Annotated in this window: 20 protein-coding genes; 5 read left to right on the top strand and 15 right to left on the bottom strand. The window is 62.7% G+C overall.

Annotation, left to right across the window (positions count from 1 at the left end; genetic code table 11):
* The first annotated feature begins 44 nt into the window (after positions 1–44).
* The 3 genes from MKZ91_RS22180 (at position 45) to MKZ91_RS22170 (ending at position 4,967) form a co-directional block, all read left to right on the top strand.
* Positions 45–1,238, top strand: a complete 1,194-nt coding sequence (locus tag MKZ91_RS22180) for a DNA recombination protein RmuC (protein WP_336173199.1) — start codon at positions 45–47, stop codon at positions 1,236–1,238.
* A 52-nt stretch (positions 1,239–1,290) separates the two neighbouring features.
* On the top strand, positions 1,291–2,190 hold the full coding sequence (locus tag MKZ91_RS22175; protein WP_336173198.1) for a ribokinase: 900 nt from the start codon (positions 1,291–1,293) through the stop codon (positions 2,188–2,190).
* A 371-nt stretch (positions 2,191–2,561) separates the two neighbouring features.
* A complete protein-coding gene (locus tag MKZ91_RS22170; RefSeq protein WP_336173197.1) occupies positions 2,562–4,967 on the top strand; it encodes a methyl-accepting chemotaxis protein in 2,406 nt (801 codons plus the stop codon).
* Positions 4,968–5,037: 70 nt separating this feature from the next.
* On the opposite strand, the gene MKZ91_RS22165 is transcribed toward MKZ91_RS22170, so the two are convergent.
* Positions 5,038–5,982: a nucleoside hydrolase gene (locus MKZ91_RS22165; protein WP_336173196.1), complete on the bottom strand. Its 945-nt coding sequence runs from the start codon at positions 5,980–5,982 to the stop codon at positions 5,038–5,040.
* A 263-nt stretch (positions 5,983–6,245) separates the two neighbouring features.
* Between MKZ91_RS22165 and MKZ91_RS22160 the strand changes: the two genes are divergently transcribed.
* Entirely contained in the window at positions 6,246–6,677 is a 432-nt protein-coding gene (locus MKZ91_RS22160) for an Hsp20 family protein (protein WP_336173195.1), read from the top strand.
* Between the two features lie 47 nt (positions 6,678–6,724).
* Positions 6,725–6,982 (top strand): DUF1150 family protein, encoded by a 258-nt coding sequence (locus tag MKZ91_RS22155; protein ID WP_336173194.1) that lies wholly within the window; start codon positions 6,725–6,727, stop codon positions 6,980–6,982.
* Positions 6,983–7,147: 165 nt separating this feature from the next.
* On the opposite strand, the gene trmB is transcribed toward MKZ91_RS22155, so the two are convergent.
* The 14 genes from trmB to trpS form a co-directional block, all read right to left on the bottom strand.
* Positions 7,148–7,846 carry a tRNA (guanosine(46)-N7)-methyltransferase TrmB gene (trmB, locus tag MKZ91_RS22150; RefSeq protein WP_336173193.1) on the bottom strand — a complete coding sequence of 233 codons (699 nt, stop codon included), beginning with the start codon at positions 7,844–7,846 and terminating at the stop codon, positions 7,148–7,150.
* Positions 7,847–8,107: 261 nt separating this feature from the next.
* Positions 8,108–9,379, bottom strand: a complete 1,272-nt coding sequence (gene metK, locus MKZ91_RS22145) for a methionine adenosyltransferase (protein ID WP_336173192.1) — start codon at positions 9,377–9,379, stop codon at positions 8,108–8,110.
* 199 nt (positions 9,380–9,578) lie between these two features.
* Positions 9,579–9,995, bottom strand: a complete 417-nt coding sequence (locus MKZ91_RS22140; protein WP_336173191.1) for a helix-turn-helix domain-containing protein — start codon at positions 9,993–9,995, stop codon at positions 9,579–9,581.
* A 144-nt stretch (positions 9,996–10,139) separates the two neighbouring features.
* The gene (gene lnt, locus MKZ91_RS22135; RefSeq protein WP_336173190.1) at positions 10,140–11,735 is read right to left on the bottom strand and encodes an apolipoprotein N-acyltransferase; all 1,596 of its coding nucleotides are present in this window, start codon (positions 11,733–11,735) and stop codon (positions 10,140–10,142) included.
* A gap of 248 nt (positions 11,736–11,983) precedes the next feature.
* Complete coding sequence (locus MKZ91_RS22130) at positions 11,984–13,147, bottom strand: hemolysin family protein (RefSeq protein ID WP_336173189.1); 1,164 nt, start codon at positions 13,145–13,147, stop codon at positions 11,984–11,986.
* 12 nt (positions 13,148–13,159) lie between these two features.
* Entirely contained in the window at positions 13,160–13,666 is a 507-nt protein-coding gene (gene ybeY, locus MKZ91_RS22125) for an rRNA maturation RNase YbeY (protein ID WP_336173188.1), read from the bottom strand.
* Between the two features lie 18 nt (positions 13,667–13,684).
* A complete protein-coding gene (locus tag MKZ91_RS22120; protein WP_336173187.1) occupies positions 13,685–14,740 on the bottom strand; it encodes a PhoH family protein in 1,056 nt (351 codons plus the stop codon).
* 27 nt (positions 14,741–14,767) lie between these two features.
* Positions 14,768–16,168: a tRNA (N6-isopentenyl adenosine(37)-C2)-methylthiotransferase MiaB gene (miaB, locus tag MKZ91_RS22115; protein ID WP_336173186.1), complete on the bottom strand. Its 1,401-nt coding sequence runs from the start codon at positions 16,166–16,168 to the stop codon at positions 14,768–14,770.
* Positions 16,169–16,240: 72 nt separating this feature from the next.
* Positions 16,241–17,032 carry a lysophospholipid acyltransferase family protein gene (locus MKZ91_RS22110; protein WP_336173185.1) on the bottom strand — a complete coding sequence of 264 codons (792 nt, stop codon included), beginning with the start codon at positions 17,030–17,032 and terminating at the stop codon, positions 16,241–16,243.
* A 42-nt stretch (positions 17,033–17,074) separates the two neighbouring features.
* Positions 17,075–17,572 carry an N-acetyltransferase gene (locus MKZ91_RS22105; RefSeq protein ID WP_336173184.1) on the bottom strand — a complete coding sequence of 166 codons (498 nt, stop codon included), beginning with the start codon at positions 17,570–17,572 and terminating at the stop codon, positions 17,075–17,077.
* Positions 17,573–17,578: 6 nt separating this feature from the next.
* On the bottom strand, positions 17,579–18,238 hold the full coding sequence (gene tsaB / locus MKZ91_RS22100; RefSeq protein ID WP_336173183.1) for a tRNA (adenosine(37)-N6)-threonylcarbamoyltransferase complex dimerization subunit type 1 TsaB: 660 nt from the start codon (positions 18,236–18,238) through the stop codon (positions 17,579–17,581).
* A gap of 125 nt (positions 18,239–18,363) precedes the next feature.
* Positions 18,364–18,930 carry a NifU family protein gene (locus MKZ91_RS22095; protein ID WP_336173182.1) on the bottom strand — a complete coding sequence of 189 codons (567 nt, stop codon included), beginning with the start codon at positions 18,928–18,930 and terminating at the stop codon, positions 18,364–18,366.
* Between the two features lie 106 nt (positions 18,931–19,036).
* A complete protein-coding gene (locus MKZ91_RS22090; protein WP_057248011.1) occupies positions 19,037–19,528 on the bottom strand; it encodes a universal stress protein in 492 nt (163 codons plus the stop codon).
* Positions 19,529–19,648: 120 nt separating this feature from the next.
* A complete protein-coding gene (gene trpS, locus MKZ91_RS22085) occupies positions 19,649–20,713 on the bottom strand; it encodes a tryptophan--tRNA ligase (RefSeq protein WP_336173181.1) in 1,065 nt (354 codons plus the stop codon).
* Positions 20,714–20,782 lie beyond the last annotated feature (69 nt).

The following is a 20,782-nucleotide window of genomic DNA, read 5'->3' as shown; positions in this document are numbered from 1 at the left end:
TGTTTTGATCTACATATCGTCCGCGAATCTGTTAGGTTTAGTGCATGGAACCCGCGCCCCTCCCCCTTGCCCAGCCGCTGTTTTTCATCGGCACCCTGCCCGTGACGCTCGGTCATCTCGCCATCGCCGTCGGCCTGATGGTGGCAGTGGCGCTGCTGATGGCGCTGTCGCGGCGTCGGGATGGCCGTGACGAGGAACGCCAGGAGCAGATGGCGGCGCTGCTGGCCGCCCAGGCGCAGATGCAGGGCCGGATCGCTGCCATGGCGGATGTGTTCGGCACACGGCAAGCGGAACTCAACCAGACGCTCAGCCAGCGCATCGACGGCATGACCCACCGCATCGGTGCATCGATCACCGAGCAGACCAAGGCGACGCACGAAAACCTCAGGCGGCTGCAGGAGCGCCTGGCGGTGATCGACAACGCCCAGAACAACATCCAGTCGCTGGCCAAGGACATGGCCGGACTTCAGGCCATTCTTTCGAACAAGCAGACACGCGGCGCCTTTGGCCAGTCGCGCATGGAAGCCATCATCGCCGACGGCCTGCCGATCGGCGCCTTTGAATTCCAGGCCACGCTGTCGAATGGCGCGCGACCCGACTGCACCATCCGCATGCCGAACGGCCAGCCGCCACTCATCATCGACGCCAAGTTTCCGCTGGAAGCCTGGAACGCGATGCGCGACGCCGACACCCCGGAGCGTCGCCAGCAGATCGCGCAGCTCTTTCGTCGTGACATGGAGACCCATATTCGCGACATCGCCGGCAAGTATCTGATTGCGGGTGAGACGCAGGACACCGCCTTCCTCTTCGTGCCGTCGGAATCGATCTTCGCCGATATCCACGAGCATTTCGAAACGATCGTGCAGAAGGCGCATCGCCAGCGGATCGTCATCGTCTCGCCGTCCTTGCTGCTTTTGTCGATCCAGGTGATCCAGGCGATCCTCAAGGACGCCCGCATGCGCGAGCAGGCGCATCTGATCCAGGGTGAGGTCGCAAGGCTGATGGAAGATCTCGGTCGGCTCGACGAACGCGTGCGCAAGCTCCAGGGCCATTTCGCCATGAGCCAGAAGGACGTCGAGGATATCCTGGTCTCCTCCGGCAAACTCACCCGCCGCGGCGCCAAGATCGAGGCGCTCGAACTCTCGGCCGAGGGCGGCGCGCGCGAAACGAACGATCAGCGGCCCGCCGTCGACAGCCGCGTCGGGCAATTGCGCCTGCGGGTGGTTGACGAGGACTGAGGCTGTCGGGCACTCTCCGGCCCACTTTTAAATCCGACGGGACATTTTTCACATGATCACAGTTTTTGGGTCCATCAACATGGACCTGATCGCCACCACCGCACGCCTTCCCAAGCCCGGCGAGACGGTTGCCGGCACGGGCTTCTCGACCGCCGCCGGCGGCAAGGGCGCAAATCAGGCGCTCGCAGCACGCCGCGCCGGCGCGGCGGTGCAGATGGCGGGCGCGGTTGGCAAGGACAGCTTTGCCGTTGGCGCACTCGAACTGCTCAAGGGTGCCGGCACCGACCTGTCGCTGACAAAGACCGTCGATGAACCGACCGGCACCGCGCACATCCTCGTCGGCGGTGACGGCGAAAACGTCATCGTCGTCGTCGCCAGCGCCAATGCGACCGTCAACGAGGCCGATGCGGTTGCGGCCGTCGACGGCATGAAGCCCGGCGACACGCTGATGCTGCAGCTCGAGATCCCGGCGGCTTCGGTCGAAAAGGCACTCAATGCCGCCAAGCAGAAGGGTGTTCGCTCGGTCATCAACATCGCGCCACTGACGCCGGATGCCGCCCGTCTTGGCCGCATGGCCGACATCGTCATTGCCAACGAAACCGAGTTCGAACTGCTTGCCGGCAAGAGCGGCATCAGCAGCACTGAGCGCGAAGGCGCGATGAAGGCGCTTCACGCCGAAACCGGCCAGACCGTCATTGTCACGCTCGGCGCCGAAGGCGTCGTTGCCGTTCACGAAGGCGAAGTTGTGCGGGCGAAGGGCCTTAAGATCGAGCCGGTCGATACGGTCGGCGCCGGCGACACCTTCTGCGGCTACCTTGCCGCCAGCCTCGATGCCGGTATCGCCTTTCCGGATGCTTTGCGCCGCGCCGCCGTTGCCGGTTCGCTCGCCTGCCTGAAGAGCGGCGCGCAACCATCGATCCCGCTGGCTGCCGAGGTTCAGTCGCGCCTCTAGCTCCCGGACGTTCTCACGTCTCGAAAACAGTTGAGGACGCGGGTGGCGACTGCCCCCGCGTCCTTTCTCGTTCTACCTTGCCCTACCGCCTTTCCCGCCTCGAAATCGCCGCCTGCGCAATCCGGACAGGCGATGTCGCGGAGATAAAACTTTGCGCACAATTTTATCAAAGCGACGCGTGAATTAGCGTTCGCGTTGGCCCTATCTTAAGATTCTCTCGTCTATTCAGGACCCTGAGAAAGCCGGTCGGTACGATCCGGTTGCTCCACATGCCGGTCGGCATCTGACGCTCCATGATGGAGTCCACCCCCATTGCGAATTGCGTCCGCCGCAGGTGAGAGCCTGTGGACCTCCCAGCACGTGAGGATTTCATGTTCAAGTTCCAAGCCAAATCGCTGGCGACCAAATTGATCGCGGTGACAGGCGGCACGATTGCGCTTGTGCTGCTCGCCTCGAATTTCGTTCTCATCTCCCAGACCCAGGATCGCGTCGAAACGCTGGTCCTCGAACAGGCCAACGGCGAAGCCCGTGCGATCGCCTCCGACATCGCCGGAGACGTCGGCGAGCTTGCGAGTGCCGCCCGCTCGATGGCCGGCGTCATCGGCCGGGCGCACGCCGAAAAGTCGATGGAGCGCACCGGGGTGATCAACGTTCTCAGGGCGAACCTGGAGCAGAACCCCTTCGCCTTCGGCAGCTGGTTCGCCGAAGAGCCCAAGGCCTTCGACGGTCGCAAGGACGATGTGATCAACAACAAGGAACTGGGCGGCAACGAAGAGGGTGTCTTCACACCCTACTGGTCGAAGACCCGCAACAACGACATCCAGTACTCCACCTTCCGTGCCGATTATCCGGCCGAGTGGTATGCGCTCGCAGCAAAGAGCGGCAAGGGCGCGATCACCCAGCCCTATACCGCTGAAGGCACCGACGTTCCGACCGCAATGAGCTCGATCGCCTATCCGGTCATGTCGGGCGGCAAGCTGATCGGCGTCTCTGGTGTCGACATTTCGCTCGCGTCGCTCGCCGAAGGCCTTTCGAAGCTGAAGCCGTTCGAGACCGGCCGCGTCTACCTGCTGTCGCAGAGCGGCAAGTGGCTGGTCGCGCCGATCCCGGAACTTTTGCTCAAGGACTATGACGGCATCGGCAACGAGGTCATCAAGGACGCGCTCTCCTCCGGCAAGCCCGGCATCATTTCCAACCTTTCCTATGACGGCAACGAGCCCTTCGACCGCCTCGTCTATCCCTTCGCGCTTTCGGGTGTGAACACGAGCTGGATCGTGCTGGTCGACGTGCCGCGCACGGCGATCAATGCGCCGGTCAAGGACCAGACCTATATGATGATCATCGGCGGCCTCGTGGTGCTCGCCGCTGTGCTGATCGGCCTTTACCTCGCCGTCCGCCGCTTCGTTCAGAAGCCGCTCGCCGCTCTCGTCAAGGACGTCAACAACCTCAGCCAGGGCGACTACACCAACGCGATCACGGGCCAGGAGCGCTCCGACGAAACCGGTGAAGTCGCCAAGGCGCTTGAAGGCTTCCGCCACCAGCTGGCCGACACCAAGCGGCTGGAAGGCGAAGCCCGCCATGAGCGCGAACAGGCCGAACGCGAACGCGGTCGCTCGGAAACCGAACGCGCCGAATCCAGCGCGCTGCAGCGCGACATCGTCGCGCGGCTCGGCAAGGGCCTGTCGCACCTGTCGTCCGGCGACCTTGCCTACCGCATCACCGACGAGTTCCCGGGCGAATACGCCCAGCTGAAGCGCGACTTCAACGCGACGATGGAAAGCCTCGAAGAGACGATCCGCACCGTCAACCACTCGGTCGTCAACATCGGCAACGGCACCAGCGAAATCAGCAGTGCCGCCAACGACCTGTCGCACCGGACCGAACAGCAGGCCGCAAGCCTCGAGGAAACGGCTGCAGCACTCGACGAGCTGACCTCGCAGGTCAACGCCAGCGCCGAAAACGCCAAGGTTGCCGCCAAGTCGGTGGAAGTGGCCAGCAGCGATGCCGGGCAGTCGGGTGAAGTGGTGCAGAAGGCAATTGCCGCGATGAAGGGCATCGAGCAGTCCTCGCACGAGGTCAGCCGCATCATCGGCGTCATCGACGAGATCGCCTTCCAGACCAACCTCTTGGCGCTCAACGCCGGCGTCGAGGCGGCGCGTGCCGGTGATGCCGGCAAGGGCTTCGCCGTCGTCGCCCAGGAAGTGCGCGAACTTGCCCAGCGCTCCGCCAATGCCGCCAAGGAGATCAAGACGCTGATCAACACCTCGGCAGGCCAGGTGCGCGAAGGCGTCGATCTCGTCGGCAAGGCTGGCGGTGCTCTCGAAAAGATCGCCGAGCAGGTGGTGCAGATCAACGGCCTCATCCGCCAGATCTCGAGTTCGGCCTCCGAACAGGCGGTCGGCCTCAAGGAGATCAACTCGGCCGTCAACCAGATGGACCAGGTGACCCAGCAGAACGCCGCGATGGTCGAAGAGACGACGGCTGCCGGCATGGCGCTCAACGAAGAGGCGCGTACGCTCAGCACGCTCGTCTCGCGCTTCCGCGTGGCCCAGGCTTCCGGCACGGCCAAGCCGTCCTCGGCGGACATGCTGCGCGGCACGGCGGAGCGGATGCGCGCCGCAGAGCGCCCGGCCCCTCAGCCGGCGCCCGCCCGCGACGTACGCCCCGCTCCGGCAGCAAGCCCAGCGCGCGCCGGCTACTCCGCCTCGACGCAGCGGGTTCTCGCCCAGACCTCCGGCGCCAATGCGCTCGCCCAGGACAACTGGGAAGAGTTCTGATCGCAGCTTGACCCAATAGAAACGGCGCCTTTCGAGGCGCCGTTTTTTGTTTGTCGCTTCAGCCGAATGGTCAGATGCGCGCCAGGCGCTCCGTCAGGAGATCAAAGAAGCCCTGGTCATCGATGAAGCGCATGACCTTGGCGTTGTGCGGCCGGCCGGTAACCTGCCACCAGTCGACCACCGTCATTCCGGCCGTAAGCTCCGACTTGGTTTCGATCTCGACATTGCAGTCGCGTCCGGTGAAAAGCTCCGGGCGCAAGAGATAGGCAATGACCGTCGGGTCGTGCAGCGGGCCACCGTCGGTGCCGTATTTCTCGATGTCGAAGCGCTCGAAGAACTCTAGCATCTCGGCCATGGCGATCGCCGGGCGGCTGCCGATCTCGCGGATTTTCTGCACACGCGCCTTGTGCGTGAGTACCCGATGGGTGACGTCGAGGGGCATCATGACGATCGGGATGCCCGAACGGAAGACGACATCGGCAGCCTCCGGATCGACATAGACGTTGAACTCGGCCGCCGGCGTGATGTTGCCGCCCTCGAAGAAGCCACCGCCCATCATCACCAGTTCCTTGACGCGCGGCGCGATGTCGGGCGCCTTCTCAAGTGCAAGGGCGATGTTGGTGAGCGGGCCGAGCGTGCAGAGCGTCACCGTTCCTGCCGCTTCATGGCGCAGGGTTTCGACGATGAAATCGACCGCGTGCTGCGCTTCGAGCTGCATCTTCGGCTCATCGAGCGCGGGACCGTCAAGGCCGGTCTTGCCGTGCACATGTTCGGCGGTCACGAGCGCGCGGGCGATCGGCTTGTCGGCGCCGGCGAAGACCCGGACCTTCGGCCGGTCGCAAAGCTCGCAGAGGATGCGGGCATTGCGCGCGGTGAGCGCCAGCGGCACATTGCCGGCGACAGCGGTGATGCCGAGAACATCGATCTCTTCGGGGCTACCGAAGGCAAGCATGATGGCGGCGGCATCGTCCTGCCCGGGATCGGTGTCTATGATTATCTTTCTCGGCGCGGGCACTCTCTCGTCCTCCCTGGATCACGGTGATCTGGACCGATCCGACCCCATCCCGGGCGTGATCGTTTCCAATGCGCTGGAGCAGGTACGGCGAAGGTTTGCTACCTTTTCTCGTCCCGTTCTCGGATTCTGCGCTGCGGACTATGATTTGCGTGCACGCCAGAGGCAAGCCGCTTGCACTCATTGCGCACAGCTACCATATTGAAAAATGGATGCTGCGTGGCAGGTCCGCACAACGGTCGCTTGATCTCACAAGGACTTGATGAATGAGCCGAATTACGCCTTTTACGAGCCCGCTTCTGCTGGGTTTCGACACGATGGAAAAGACCCTTGAGCGCATTGCCAAGGGCAATGACGGATACCCGCCCTACAATATCGAACGCGTGCGCGGCGACGCCTCGACGGATGAACCGGAGCGGCTGCGGATAACGCTGGCGGTCGCCGGCTTTTCCGAAGAAGACCTCGAAGTCACCACGGAAGAAAACCAGCTCGTCATTCGCGGCCGGCAGGTCGAAACCGGTGATCGCGATTATTTGCACCGCGGCATCGCCGCACGCCAGTTCCAGCGTACTTTCGTTCTTGCCGACGGCATGAAGGTGCTGGGTGCGGAATTGCGCAACGGCCTTTTGTCCGTCGATCTCGTACGCCCCGAACCGGTGCGCATGGTAAAGAAAATTAACATTTCAGTCCCAGAGTAGGATAACCGGCGGGATTCTCCCCTTGCCGGCGACCACGGAGTATCACCATGGGACTGAAAGCCATCAGCTCGTCACTGTCGAAGAACGACCTTGCTCATCTGGGCGAAGGCGAAATCGGCTATATCCGGAAGATGCGTTCGGAGGAAGTGTCCCGCTGCTTCCCGGAAGCGCCGGAGATGGGTCCGGGCATCGATCTGTGGGCACTGTTCGGCGCCGACGGCACACCGATCCTTCTGACCGACAACCGTTCGAGCACCTTCTTCAAGGCAGCAGAAGACGACCTGAAGACGGTCACCCTGCATTGATCAGGCTGCCGCCGCTGGCGGCGGCAGCGTGATGTCGCACTGAAGCCGCTGCGGTCTTGGCCGACGCAATTCCGGACGGAAAACCGCTTCGCACTTTTCCTGGAATTGAGTTTGTGGATCGCAATTCCGGACGGAAAACCGCTTCGCACTTTTCCTGGAATTGCTTTAGACGCGGCGAAAGATGAGATAGGCGGAACTGCGTCCTTCACGGCGTGCCTTGGCCTCGTAGCGTGTGCTCGGCCAGCCTTCATAGGGCGTCAGCCAATCGGCGGCATTCTTGGCCGTCCACTCGAAGGCCGCGTGATCGCGGCAATGCAACAGCGTCCAGTTGACATAGGTGTCGATATCCGAGGCGAAGCAGAACAGCCCGCCCGGCTTCAGCACGCGCGCGAAACGGTCGAGATTGACCTTGGAGACGAAGCGACGCTTCCAGTGTTTGCGCTTCGGCCACGGGTCCGGATAAAGCAGGTCGATCTGATCGACGGAGGCGGCCGGCAGCCAGTCGAGAACCTGGGTTGCGTCATCATCGTAGAGGCGGATGTTGCTGACGCCGCGATCCTCGATGTGCCCCACCAGCTTGGCCATGGAGTTGACGAAGGGTTCGACGCCGATGAAACCCGTCGACGGCGCCTCGGCCGCACGATGGATCAGGTGCTCGCCGCCGCCAAAACCGATTTCCAGGCGGATGCGCCCCACGCCCTCAGGATACATCGCCTTCAGGTCGGCCGGCGCCTTCGCTGAAAGATCGAGCTTCAACGTCGGCAGAACGGTCTCCAGATGCGTCGCCTGCCGCTCGCGCAGCGGCTTGCCCTTGCGGCGGCCGAAGAAGGCCTCTGTTGCTCTGGCGCGGCGCGGTTCGGTCATATCTCGTTCTTCCCTTGATCCAAGATGATCCCGATCGAGCGATCCGAAATCAAAATGAACGAAGCGGACGCTCCTCGCCGGAGCGCCCGCCCTGATTATCGCTGCGCCTGATAGCAGGCGGCTGCGTTATCTTCAATGCACCGCTTACAGCGCCGCGCGTCTCATAAGACGCGCAAAGACCGCTGTAACACTTTGAAGCGCTGCATGTTTTTGTCCTTAAATCGAATTAGGAACTAAGGAAACATGCAGTGGCGCGCAGCCTTAGGCGGCTGCGCGGCCGTTGATCGCGCCGGCGTCTTCTTCGATCGCAGCCTTCAGCGGCTTTACCAGATCGACCTTCTCCCAGGAGAAGGAGCCGTCGCGGCCTGCCTTGCGGCCAAAGTGGCCGTAAGCGGAGGTCTTGGCGTAGATCGGCTTGTTGAGGTCGAGGTGACGGCGAATACCGGTCGGCGACAGGTCCATCGTCTTGCGGATGGCGCGTTCGACCTGGTCTTCCGAAACCTTGCCGGTGCCATGCAGGTCGACATAGATCGACAGCGGCTGGGCAACGCCGATGGCGTAGGACAGCTGGATTGTGCAACGGTCGGAAAGACCGGCGGCAACGACGTTCTTTGCCAGGTAGCGTGCGGCATAGGCGGCCGAACGGTCAACCTTGGTCGTGTCCTTGCCCGAGAAGGCGCCGCCGCCATGGGGTGCTGCACCGCCGTAGGTGTCGACGATGATCTTGCGGCCGGTGAGGCCGGCGTCACCATCCGGACCACCGATGACGAACTTGCCGGTCGGGTTGATGTACCAGGTGCAATCGTCGGCGATCTTCAGGTCGTCGAGGGCTTCGCGGATATAGGGCTCGACGACCGAGCGGACCTTGGCCGAATCCCAGCTGTCATCGAGATGCTGGGTCGACAACACGATCGAGGTAACCTCGGACGGCTTGCCGTCGACGTAGCGTACGGTAACCTGGCTCTTGGCGTCCGGGCCGAGCTTGGCAACTTCGCCTTCGCCCTTCTTGCGGGCGGCGGCGAGGAGGTTGAGGATGCGGTGCGAGTAGTAGATCGGCGCCGGCATGAGCTCGGCGGTCTCGCGGCAGGCGTAACCGAACATGATGCCCTGGTCGCCGGCACCCTCTTCACCCTGCTTGTCGGCAGCGCTGTCGACGCCCTGGGCAATGTGGGCGGACTGGAAGTGCAGGAGAACGTCGATCTTGGCCGTCTTCCAGTGGAAACCGTCCTGTTCGTATCCGATCTCGCGGATCGCCTTGCGGGCGGCCGACTTGAACTTCGAAGGGTTGATGACGTCGTTGCCGTCCTTGTCCTTCTTCAGAAGGCTCGGCGGCAGACGCACTTCGCCGGCGATGACCACGCGGTTGGTCGTTGCCAGCGTTTCGCAGGCGATGCGGACGCCCCAGGGATCGACGCCGGTCTTGGCAGCTTCGCGGTAGACCAGGTCGACGATCTCGTCGGAGATACGGTCACACACCTTGTCCGGATGACCTTCGGCTACGGATTCACTCGTGAACAGGTAGTTTGCACGCATGCGGGAAGTCCCCTCAATGAAGAAAAAGCGCTGGCATGGTGTTAGTGGTTTTGCGACCGAAAAACAAGCGCACAACGACATAAATATATCTTTATATCGATATCGCAATCGATCGCATCGAGCGTTCCGAAGGAAACCGGGCATGAAAAAAGCGGCACTGAGGCCGCTTTGTTTTCAAGTCCCGACGGGAACGCTGGAACTATTCGCTTTCTGCTTCCGCAGCGAGTGCCTTGACCAGATCGACGAGCCGGCGGCGAACTTTCGGATCGGTGATTTTGACGAAAGCGCGGTTGAGTTGCAGTCCTTCGGAAGACGAGAGGAAATCGACGACGTAGTTGGAGCTGGAGGCTTCTGCCATGCCCGGCTGACCGGCGCTCTCACCCGGCGCGTCCTCGAAGAAGAAGGAAACCGGAACGTTCAGGATGCCCGAAATGTTCTGCAACCGGCTGGCGCCGACGCGGTTCGTGCCCTTCTCGTACTTTTGAATCTGCTGAAATGTGATCCCCAGACTTTCGCCGAGCTTCTCCTGGCTCATGCCAAGCATCGTGCGGCGAAGACGAATCCGGCTGCCGACATGGATGTCGATCGGGTTCGGCTTCTTTTTGTTTTCGATCATATCTGCGTTCCCAAACACGCTGTTTCGTTGATCCATCGCCCAACATGGCGGCACCACTCACCGGGACGAACCCACGATGATTGGACAAAGCCGCCACAACAAGGACGATGGTGCGGATCACTATGCAATTTTAGGGGTTTTAGGTCAATTCTTCCTAATATTAAAACCAACACGCGAAAACACTGCAACCAGAAGGAGGAAGAGTGCGCACAACCAAAAGACCCGACTGCGCATGGCGTCGTCCAAGGGCGTAGGCATCTTTCCCGGCAGAAGTGTGTCGACCACTCCCCTATAATTGTAGGACAATCCTACCATTAAAACCCCACGTGCATCAACAATTGCTGATATACCGCTGTTGGCCGCGCGGATAAGTGGAGTTCCGGTCTCGACGGCGCGCAGTTGCGCCTGGTGGAAATGCTGGCGCGGACCGGGCGTGTCACCGAACCAGGCATCGTTGGTGACATTGAGAAGCGCATCGGCCCGGCGCGCATCTCCATCGATTTCATCCGGGAAGATCGCCTCGTAACAGACCAGCGGATAAAGCGTCTTGCCGCCGGACAGCGTCAGCAAGCTGCGTTTTTTCGCTGCAGAGAACCCACCGGGCATCGAGGCGGCGACCGAGCTCAGGCCCCAGGACGACAGAAGATCCTCGAACGGCAGATACTCGCCGAAGGGCACGAGATGCACCTTGTCGGCCGCCCCGATGATCTGGCCACGACCGTCGATGACATAAATCGAGTTGTAGTAGCGCGGTGGAAGGCCGGCACCCGCATCCTCCGCCCGCACGGCGCCGGCAATCAGCACCTGGTCGTCGTCGAGCACCTCGGCGATGCGGGCCAGCGCATCCGGGTTGTCGGTGAGGATGAAGGGGATCGAGGTTTCGGGCCAGACGACGATGTCGGGCCGTTTGCCGCCGTTTTCGGGAGCAGCGCCGGTCAGCGTAAGGTGTTCCTCGAAGACCGCCGCCCGTTCATTGTCGTCGAGCTTCTTTGCCTGGTCGATCACCGGCTGGACAAGGCGCAAGGCTATCGGCGGCTCGGGGGCAGCCGGCGCCGGTTGTGCAAGCCGATAAAAGCCGTAGCCGACATGGGCGGTGAAAAGCATCAGAGCAATCGTCATGCCGATCCGGCTGCCCCTGCCCGTCGCGATGAGTGCCGGAGCCGCAAAGACAAACACCGCCAGCATGTTGATGGTGGCGAGATTGACGACGCTTGCCGACTGCATCATCAGCGGCATCGGCATCATCGCGTAGCCGACGGCATTCCAGGGAAAGCCGGTAAACAGGAAGCTGCGCAGCCATTCGCAAAGGCCGAAGGCAAGGGCAAGTGCTGCGATCCGCCCGACCCCATCTGACCAGAAGATGCGGGCGATCACCGTTGCCAACGCGTAAAAGAGCGCCAGAAAGGCCGGGAGGCCGACGACGGCGAGCGGTAAGGCCCAGGCGAATTCGTCTGCCTCGACCAGCAGCGCATTGCCGAGCCACCAGAGGCCGCCGAGAAAATAGCCGAAGCCGAACCACCAGCCGACGGCAGCAGCCGGCCAGAGCCGCCGCACGATGCCGCCCTCGGGATTTCCCGTGGCACCATCGATGAGCCAGACCAGAACCGGGAAAGAGATGAAGGCAAAGGCAAAGATGCCGAAGGGCGGCTGCGCCAGGACCGCCACCAGCCCGGCGATGAACGCCACCAACGCCCTGGGCAATCCGGACAAGAGCATCACCCTGCCAGCCATTTTTACCATGCAGCCTCCAGTCGGCGCGGGCCGTTCGCAACGGCGCGCACGCGGAAAAACAACCGAATCAATCGGCGTCAGTGTTCCAAAAAACGGACTGCTTGTCCCCTTCATGAGGGCTTTGGCGGGCAGGACCGCGCACGCGGCTGCCATGCGCGATCTTGATCGGACTGCCGGCCCGTCTCGATGGCGGTTCAATAGGGACGATTGACTGCCGGCAAAGCCCCGCGCTCAAAGAGGCGGGACCATGGGAAGGATTATGGTTCGTCCGTGACCGACTCAGGCGGCGGAGCGCCGTTGGCACGGCCAGAAAGCACTACGTCGCTCGCAACCTCGCCGTCCGGGCGCAGCACGCGCCGGCGTGCCGGTGGCCGTTTGCGCATGATGCGAACGCGTTTGACGCGGCGTGGGTCGGCATCGAGGATCTGGAATTCGAAGCCGGGCAAGGCCTGCACCACTTCGCCGCGCACCGGGATGCGGCCAAGCGAGGCGAAGATCAGACCGCCGAGCGTATCGACGTCCTCGAGTTGCTCGCGCACATCAAAGTCCGGCCCGATCGCCTCGGCGATCTCCTCGAGCTCGACACGCGCATCGGCAACAAAGATGTCGTCGGAAGTGCTTGCGAACATCACTTCCTCGTCGTCGTGCTCGTCCTCGATGTCGCCGACCACCATCTCGACGATGTCCTCGAGCGAAACGAGGCCATCCGTGCCGCCGTATTCGTCGATGACGAGGGCCATCTGGATGCGGGCGGCCTGCATGCGCTGCATCAGGTCCGAAGCCAGCATCGACGGCGGCACAAACAGGAGCTGGCGGATAATGCCCGCCTCTTCCAGCGACTTGCCGAGATCGACGCGAGAGAGATCGAAGCTCGCCTTTGGCGAGCGCGGCGTCTTCTCCGCCGGCGCAGTGGTGGTTGCCACCTGCACCTTGCCGCCGCGGCGGCGGTTGCGCGCCTGCTTGGTAACATAGGAGAGCAGGTCGCGGATATGCACCATGCCGCGCGGGTCGTCGAGCCCATCGCTGTAGACAGGCATGCGCGAGCGGCCGGACTCCTCGAAGATCACCATCAGCTCGCCGATGGTGATGCTCTGGTCGACCGCCTCGATATCGGCGCGCGGCACCATGACGTCTTCGACACGAACCTCACGGAAGCGCAGGATGTTGTTGAGCATCGCCCGCTCTTCGGGCGAAAAGGCCGTATTGCTATCGGCATCGGTCTGAAGCGCGTCGGCGAGATCCTCGCGCAGGCTCGATGGATTTGCGCCACGCAGCAGGCGCGCGGCCCGGCTCCAAAAGGATGAAGTGGATCTGTTGCCCTCGTGTCGAGTAGCGGTGCTACTACTGCCCGCCTCCGCCTCTCCGGAGGCTTCGGCCTCCTCGGTCGCCAGCGCGACGGGCTGTGTCTTATAATCGCTCATCGGTCCAAACTGTTAATCCGGGGTACGGTCCCCGTAGGGGTCAGATAGGCCAAGACGCGCCAAAATGCGAGTCTCGAGGCCTTCCATTCTTTCGGCTTCGTCATCTTCCATATGATCATAACCGAAAAGATGCAGGAATCCATGCACCAAGAGATGCGTCAGGTGGGCATCGAAACTCTTGTCGAGTTCCACCGCTTCGCGCTCGAGCGTTTCCCGGGCGACGATGATGTCGCCAAGCATCGGCCCGGGCATCGCACCCGGCGTTACCGGGAAGGCCGGAAAGGACAGCACATTGGTCGGCTTGTCCTGGTTGCGCCACTCGGCGTTGATCGCCCGGATCGAGGCGTCGTCGGTAAAGACGAGCGAGAGTTCAGGAGGCATCGTCGGCAGCGGCTGCCCTTCCTCCTTGGAAAGAAACGCCACTGCCGCTTCGAGAACGGGTGACGAAAAGGCAAACAGCGCCTCTTCGTCCGGCCAGTTGCCTTCCTCGACGCTGATCTGGATATCCAATGCCGTCATGATCGCAACGACCGCCGATCAGCGGTCGCTCTGCTCGCTTTCGTCATGGACGGCCGTATGGGACTCGTAGGCCCGGACGATGCGCGCGACCATCGGATGGCGGACGACGTCGGCATCCTTGAAGCGCACCACGGAGACGCCCTCGACCCCTCTGAGGATCTGCAGCGCTTCCACCAGGCCCGACTTGACGCCACGCGGCAGGTCCACCTGGCTCGGATCGCCCGTCACGATCATGCGGCCGTTTTCGCCGAGGCGGGTCAGGAACATCTTCATCTGCATCGATGTGGTGTTCTGCGCCTCGTCGAGGATGACGGCCGCATTGGCAAGGGTACGGCCGCGCATGAAGGCGAGCGGCGCGATTTCGATGACGCCGGCGGTGATCGCACGCTCGACCTTGTCGCCGGGCATCATGTCATAGAGCGCGTCATAGAGCGGCCGCAGATAGGGGTCGACCTTCTCCTTCATGTCGCCGGGCAGGAAGCCCAGGCGCTCGCCCGCTTCAACGGCGGGACGCGACAGCACGATGCGGTCGACCGCGCCGCGCTCCAGCAGTTGGGCGGCATGGGCAACGGCCAGATAAGTCTTGCCGGTGCCGGCGGGCCCCACGCCGAAGACCAGCTCGGAACGCTCGAGCGCGCGGATATAGGCATCCTGCGTCGGAGTGCGTGCCGCAATCGTCTTCTTGCGGGTCGAAATCTGCGCCATCGTCAATTTGGCTTTACGCTCCATGGTCGGCAATTGTAGCTGATCGTCGGCCGCGACCGCCATGCGGATGGCGCCCTCCACATCCGAAGCATCGATCGATGCGCCACTCTGCAACCGTCCATAGAGATAGTCGAGAGCGCGTCGTGCCTGATTGGTGGCAACGACATCACCGGAAATCGCGACGGAATTGCCGCGCGGCCTGGCGTCGATGCGCAGGCGTTCCTCAAGAAGCTTCAGGTTCTGATCGAACTGCCCGAAGAGCTCGCTGGCGAACCGATTGTTCTCGAATGTCAGCACGAAGTGATTGGCGTCTGTCGCAGTGGTTTTCGACTGGCGCGTGGATGAAGAGATCAATTCGTGTCCGTTCAAGCGGTTCAGGCTCCTTGCTTTCGGTCCTTACCCGATCATCTCCGCAAACAGGCTGTTCGGCCCGGCCTTGATGATTCGCACCCTGATAATGTCACCGATTTGCGATGCTTTTGCATCAACATTCACCGGCTGCAGCCAAGGCGAACGCCCCACGAGCTGGCCCGGCATGCGTCCCGGCTTCTCCAAAAGCAGGTCGATTTCACGGCCGACGCAGGATTGGGCAAAGGCACGCTGCTGCGAAAACAGCAAAGCCTGCAGTTTTTCCAAGCGCTTGGCCTTTACGTCCTCCGGGACCTGGTCGCCGAGCTCGGCGCCGGGCGTTCCCGGGCGCGTCGAATATTTGAACGAAAATGCCTGTGCATAACCCACGGCCTCGACAAGGCGCATGGTGTCTTCGAAGTCCTCGTCGGTCTCGCCGGGGAAGCCGACGATGAAATCTCCCGACAATGCGAGGTCCGGCTGGACCGCACGGATACGCTCGATCAGCGCCAGGTATTCGGCGGCCGTGTGCCGACGGTTCATCGCCTTCAGGATGCGGTCGGAGCCGGACTGTACCGGAAGGTGCAGGTAGGGCATCAGCTTTGCCATCGAGCGATGCGCTTCAACCAGGCTGTCGTCCATGTCGCGCGGGTGGCTGGTCGTATAGCGCAGCCGAGCGAGGCCCTCGATTTCGCCGAGGCGCGTCAGCAGGTCGCCAAGCCCCCACTCCCGGCCATCGGGGCCGACGCCATGCCAGGCGTTGACGTTCTGGCCAAGCAGGGTGATTTCACGCACACCACCCTCGACGAGCTTTTCGGCTTCCGAAACGATCTGGGCGACCGGACGCGAGACTTCCGACCCGCGGGTATAGGGCACGACGCAGAAGGTGCAGAACTTGTCGCAGCCTTCCTGTACCGTCAGGAAGGCGGTGACGCCGCGCTGGCGAGTCTTTGCCTTGTCGGGCGCCGGCAGGTGCTCGAACTTGTCCTCGACGGCATAGTCGGTCTGGACGACGCGCTCGCCGCTGCGGGCCCGCTTCAAGGCTTCCGGCAGGCGATGATAGGTCGTCGGGCCGATCACCAGATCGACCGCGGGCGCACGCCTGAGGATCTCGTTGCCCTCGGCCTGCGCGACGCAACCGGCGACGCCGATCATCATCTCGCGGCCCTGCTTGGCCTTTTCCTTCTTCAGATCGCGCAGGCGGCCGAGCTCGGAATAGACCTTCTCTGCCGCCTTCTCGCGAATATGACAGGTGTTGAGGAGCACGAAATCGGCATCTTCCAGCACATCGGTCGAGACGTAGCCGTCACGCGACAAGGCATCCGACATGCGGTCGGAATCATAGACGTTCATCTGGCAGCCGTAGGTCTTGACGAAGACCTTGCGGGCCGGCACGCGCTCGTCGCCCATGGCGGGCGTTGTCGACAGAAGGGCAGTTTCCTGGGTCATGCCGGGTTCTTTAGTGCAAAGTCGCCCGGAATTGAAGCATTTTCGGCATGCCGCCTCTTGCCTTGAGCGGCGTCAGGCGCGACCACGCAGGCGGTCCGACAGCATGCTGCGGATGCTCAGCTCGACCTTGCGGCTTACTTCCTTGCGATTGGTGTGCCGGTCGTAGTCGATGGCCTCGCCGAAATCGACATCGACCTCGATGGCACCTTCCCGCAAAATGCCAAGCAGATGCGGCACCAGTTCAGTGTCGCCAGGCCAGGCGGCGATCGGCCGGTTGTAGCGGCCCATCGGCATGCCGTGGATACCGGTATAGGAGATCGCCACCGGCTGGACATGGACAAGCCCAGTTGGTGAATGCGGCACGGCGGAAGCGGCAGCACCGAAGAGCGAGGTCTTGATCTCCAAGAGCCGGTTACCGTCCGATGTGGTTCCCTCGGGAAAGAGCACGACGATCTCGCCCGACGCCATGCGCCGGCCCATTTCGTTGACCTGCTTGCCGGTCGAGCGTTTCTGCTCGCGTTCGACGAAGATCGATGCCTGCAGCCGGGAAAGCAAGCCGAACACCGGCCAGCCCTTGACCTCCGACTTGGCGACGAAGACGACGTCCGCCACTGTCGAAAGGACAAGGATGTCCTTCCAGGAGGCATGGTTGGCACAGATCAGCAGCGGTCGCCGGTGATCCACTTCGCCGTGCGTGCGCACCTTGATGCCAAGAAGATAGCAGGCGAGCCTGTGCCAATAGCGCGGCAACCGGCGGCGCAGTTTCAGATCAAGCCAGAGGCAGATGACCTGGATCGGCATCAAGACGAGCGAGATCAGCGCGAGAAGCGCTGCGAAAATCGCAATCCGTAGCCAGTTGATCATATCTGGAATAGAGTTCCCGCGCGCGACCTGCCCGGCTTGGGACTAGCGAAGATCGAGCCGCATGACAAGCGCAGCCGTCCGCTGGCCGGCCTTGTCCTGATAGTAGGCGCGGCGTTCGCCGACCTTGTTGAAGCCGAGCTTACGATAAAGCCCGATCGCCGGCTGGTTGGTCTCGTCCACTTCCAGGAAGAGGGCTTCGGAGCCCTTGACCAGAGCCTCGCGCATCGCCGCCTGCATCAGCCGCCAGCCGAGACCGGAGCGCGCGTAGCGCGGATCGACACCGATCGTCAGGATTTCCGCCTCGCCGGCCACAGCGCGCGACAGCACGAAGCCGCCGAAGGCCGGGCGGTAGGAGCCATTGGTCTGGCGGGCAACGAAACCGAAGACGGTTTCCTGAACCAGAAGCGCATGGATCTCACCATCGCTCCAAGGCGACGCAAACCGCTGGCGATGCAGCGCCGCCGCCGCGATGAGATCGGCTTCCTCCAACGGGAAGATGTCGAATTCGGTGCGGCGGGCGAAGTAGTCGGTGAAGCTCATCTCGGTCTATGCTCGGGCAATCGCGAAGCCCGCCTGCGGCTTGGCGTCGGGGCCTCTGAGATATAGCGGCCGCGGCTTGGCCGAGGCTGGATCGGCCAGGGCGCCGAGCTCGGCAACGATGGCGACGTCAATGAGTTCGGGGGGCTTCGGCTCGATGTTCGCGGCGACCAGGTGCGCTCCCGAACCGCCGACTATGCCTTCAAAACCGGAGAACCGCTCGCGCGCCGCCTCGACCGATAGCGCGTCCGGCTCGCCGAGCGCGACGCCGGAACCGTCGAAAGCCTGGAGGTAGATCTCTTCGCGCTTGGCGTCGATGGCAACGAGCACGGGCTTGCCGGGGGCTGCTGCCCGCAGGCCCTCCGCCAGAACCAAAAGCGTGGAAACGCCGACTGCGGGCTTGCCGAGGGCAAGTGCCAGGCCGCGGGCGGCAGCAACGCCAACCCGGATTCCGGTGAAGGATCCCGGACCGACGGTGACGGCGATACGATCGATATCGCCGAGCGTGCGGCCGGCAGCTGCCAGCGCCTCGTCGACGAATTCCATCAGCCGCTCGGCGTGGCCCTTGCCAAGATCAGCGCCGGAACGGCCAAGCACGACCGCCGCTTCGCTGTCATAGACGGCGGCGGAGCAGCCGGTACCGGACGTGTCGAGCGCAAGTACAATCATTTCAACGCTGTGATCTTATGAGACGCCACAAGCCGCAAGGCCAACAGCGCCTTGCGGTCAAACTCACCGATATCCGTCGAACGTCGTCAACGGGGCCATGGGTCCCGCCGGCGACCATCGCCCGGTCAGACGGCCTCGACGGCTTCCACTTCCGGGACGAAGTGGCGAAGCAGGTTCTGCACGCCATGCTTCAGCGTCGCCGTCGACGACGGGCAACCGGAGCAGGCGCCCTTCATGTTCAGGAACACGGTGCCATCCTTGAAACCGCGGAAGGTGATGTCGCCGCCGTCCTGGGCAACCGCCGGGCGGACACGCGTTTCGAGCAATTCCTTGATGGTGGCGACGATCGTCTCGTCACCCTCATCGAAAAACTCGTCCTCGGCGTCATCCTGCTCGGCACGGCCGCTGCCGGCCATGATCGGCTGGCCCGACATGAAATGCTCCATGATCGAACCGAGGATCGCCGGCTTCAGGTGCTGCCATTCCTGGTTTTCCTTGCTGACGGTGATGAAATCGTAGCCGAAATAGACACCAGTGACGCCCGGGATCGAAAACAGCCGTGCGGCAAGCGGAGAACCGGCACGGGCTTCCTCCTCGTCGCGGAATTCAGCAGTGCCGTTTTCCAGAACAACCTTGCCCGGCAGAAACTTCAGCGTGGCCGGGTTCGGCGTGGCTTCGGTCTGAATGAACATGTCTGTCTCCGTTTCGCCGGAAGCGGCATTCGCCCAGCTCTTTAGAATAATTCAAAAGAATATAGGGGCCCAAGACTTGGGCCGCAAGAGCGCATAGCGACGCAGGTCAGCTGAGCGCGTCAATCTCCTCATCGGTCAACGCATCCGGGATGACCGTGACGGGAATGGGAAAGGCCGCAGCCTTGCCCGCGATCGACGACACCAGGGGGCCCGGGCCTTCCTTTGCCGACCCGGCGGCGAGCACCAGAATGGCGATGTCGCGATCCTCTTCGATGGCCGCATGGATCTGCTCGGTCGCCGTCCCCTCGCGGATGACGATCTCCGGCTCGATGCCGATCCGCTCGCGCACGGACTGGGCCACCTTGGCCAGCGTCGCCTCGGCCTCCTCGCGCGCCTCTGCACGCATGATTTCCTCAACCCCCAGCCATTGCTGGAAGTCGCCGTCGGCGATCACATAGAGCAGGACGAGACCGCCATTGGAGTTCTTGGCGCGCATGCCCGCATAATGGACAGCGCGGCCGCATTCCGGGGTATCGTCAATCACCGCCATGAATTTGCGGCGGTGACCTTCAAGTCGAGAGAGTCGGGTCGAGACCATAGGGTGAACATTACATCCCGCGCGAGCGGCTGCAAGGTCTCATTTTCGCCTTTGGAGCGGGACGAGGAAAAGTGCCTGCGGTTTTCCGCCCGCGTCCCGCTCCGATCCACGAGGATCGATTTATTGCAGAAAGCCGATGATCTCGCGAACCTCGCTCATCGTCTTTTCCGCCCGCGCCCGCGCCCGCTCGCCACCATCGCGCAGGATGGCGTCGATATGGGCGGTATCGCCCATCAGGCGACGCATCTCGCCGGTGATCGGCGAAAGAACGCTGACGGCGAGGTCAACGAGCGCCGGCTTGAACACCGAGAACTGCTGCCCGCCAAACTCGGCAAGCACCTCTTCCTTGGTCTTGTCCGAGAGCGCGGCATAGATCCCGACGAGGTTGTCGGCCTCCGGACGACCCTTGAGGCCGTCGAGCTCGCTCGGCAATGCGTCCGGATCGGTCTTGGCCTTGCGGATCTTCTTCGAGATCGTCTCGGCGTCGTCCATCAGGTTGATGCGCGAGAGGTCGGACGGATCGGACTTCGACATCTTCTTGGTACCGTCGCGCAGCGACATGACGCGCGTCGTGGCGCCACCGATCAGCGGCTCGACCGGTGGGAAATAGGCGTGAATCGGTTCTTCCCCGACGACGATGTCGACGCCGTAGCCGCCGCGGCGGATATGCTCCATGAAGTCGATGTTGAACTTCTGGGCAATGTCACGCGTCAGTTCGAGGTGCTGCTTCTGGTCGTCACCGACAGGCACATGGGTGGCGCGATAGACGAGGATGTCGGCCGCCATCAGGCTCGGATAGGCAAGCAGGCCGAGCGATGCGTTCTCGCGGTCCTTGCCGGCCTTGTCCTTGAACTGCGTCATGCGATTCATCCAGCCGATGCGGGCGACGCAGTTGAAGATCCAGGCGAGTTCCGCATGCTGCGGCACGGCCGACTGGTTGAAGACGATATGTTTCTTCGGATCGATGCCCGAAGCGATGAAGGCGGCGGCGATCGAACGGATCTGCCCCTTCAGGTCCTCGTGCACGAGCTGCGCGGTGATCGAGTGCAGGTCGACGACGCAGTAGATGCAGTCGTTGTTTTCCTGCAGCGCCACGAACTTGCGGATCGCGCCGAGATAATTGCCAAGGTGGAGGTTGCCCGTCGGCTGGACGCCGGAAAATACGAGCGGCTTGAATTCGTTCATGTCGTCCTCAATAGGCTGGTGGAGGGCCCCAGGGCCGGCTGGCCCATGTAGCTAACGGATGCGCTTATG

It is taken from the genome of Ensifer sp. MJa1 (genome assembly GCF_037026475.1).
Lineage (GTDB): Bacteria > Pseudomonadota > Alphaproteobacteria > Rhizobiales > Rhizobiaceae > Ensifer.
This window is presented reverse-complemented; position numbering and strand designations above follow the sequence as displayed.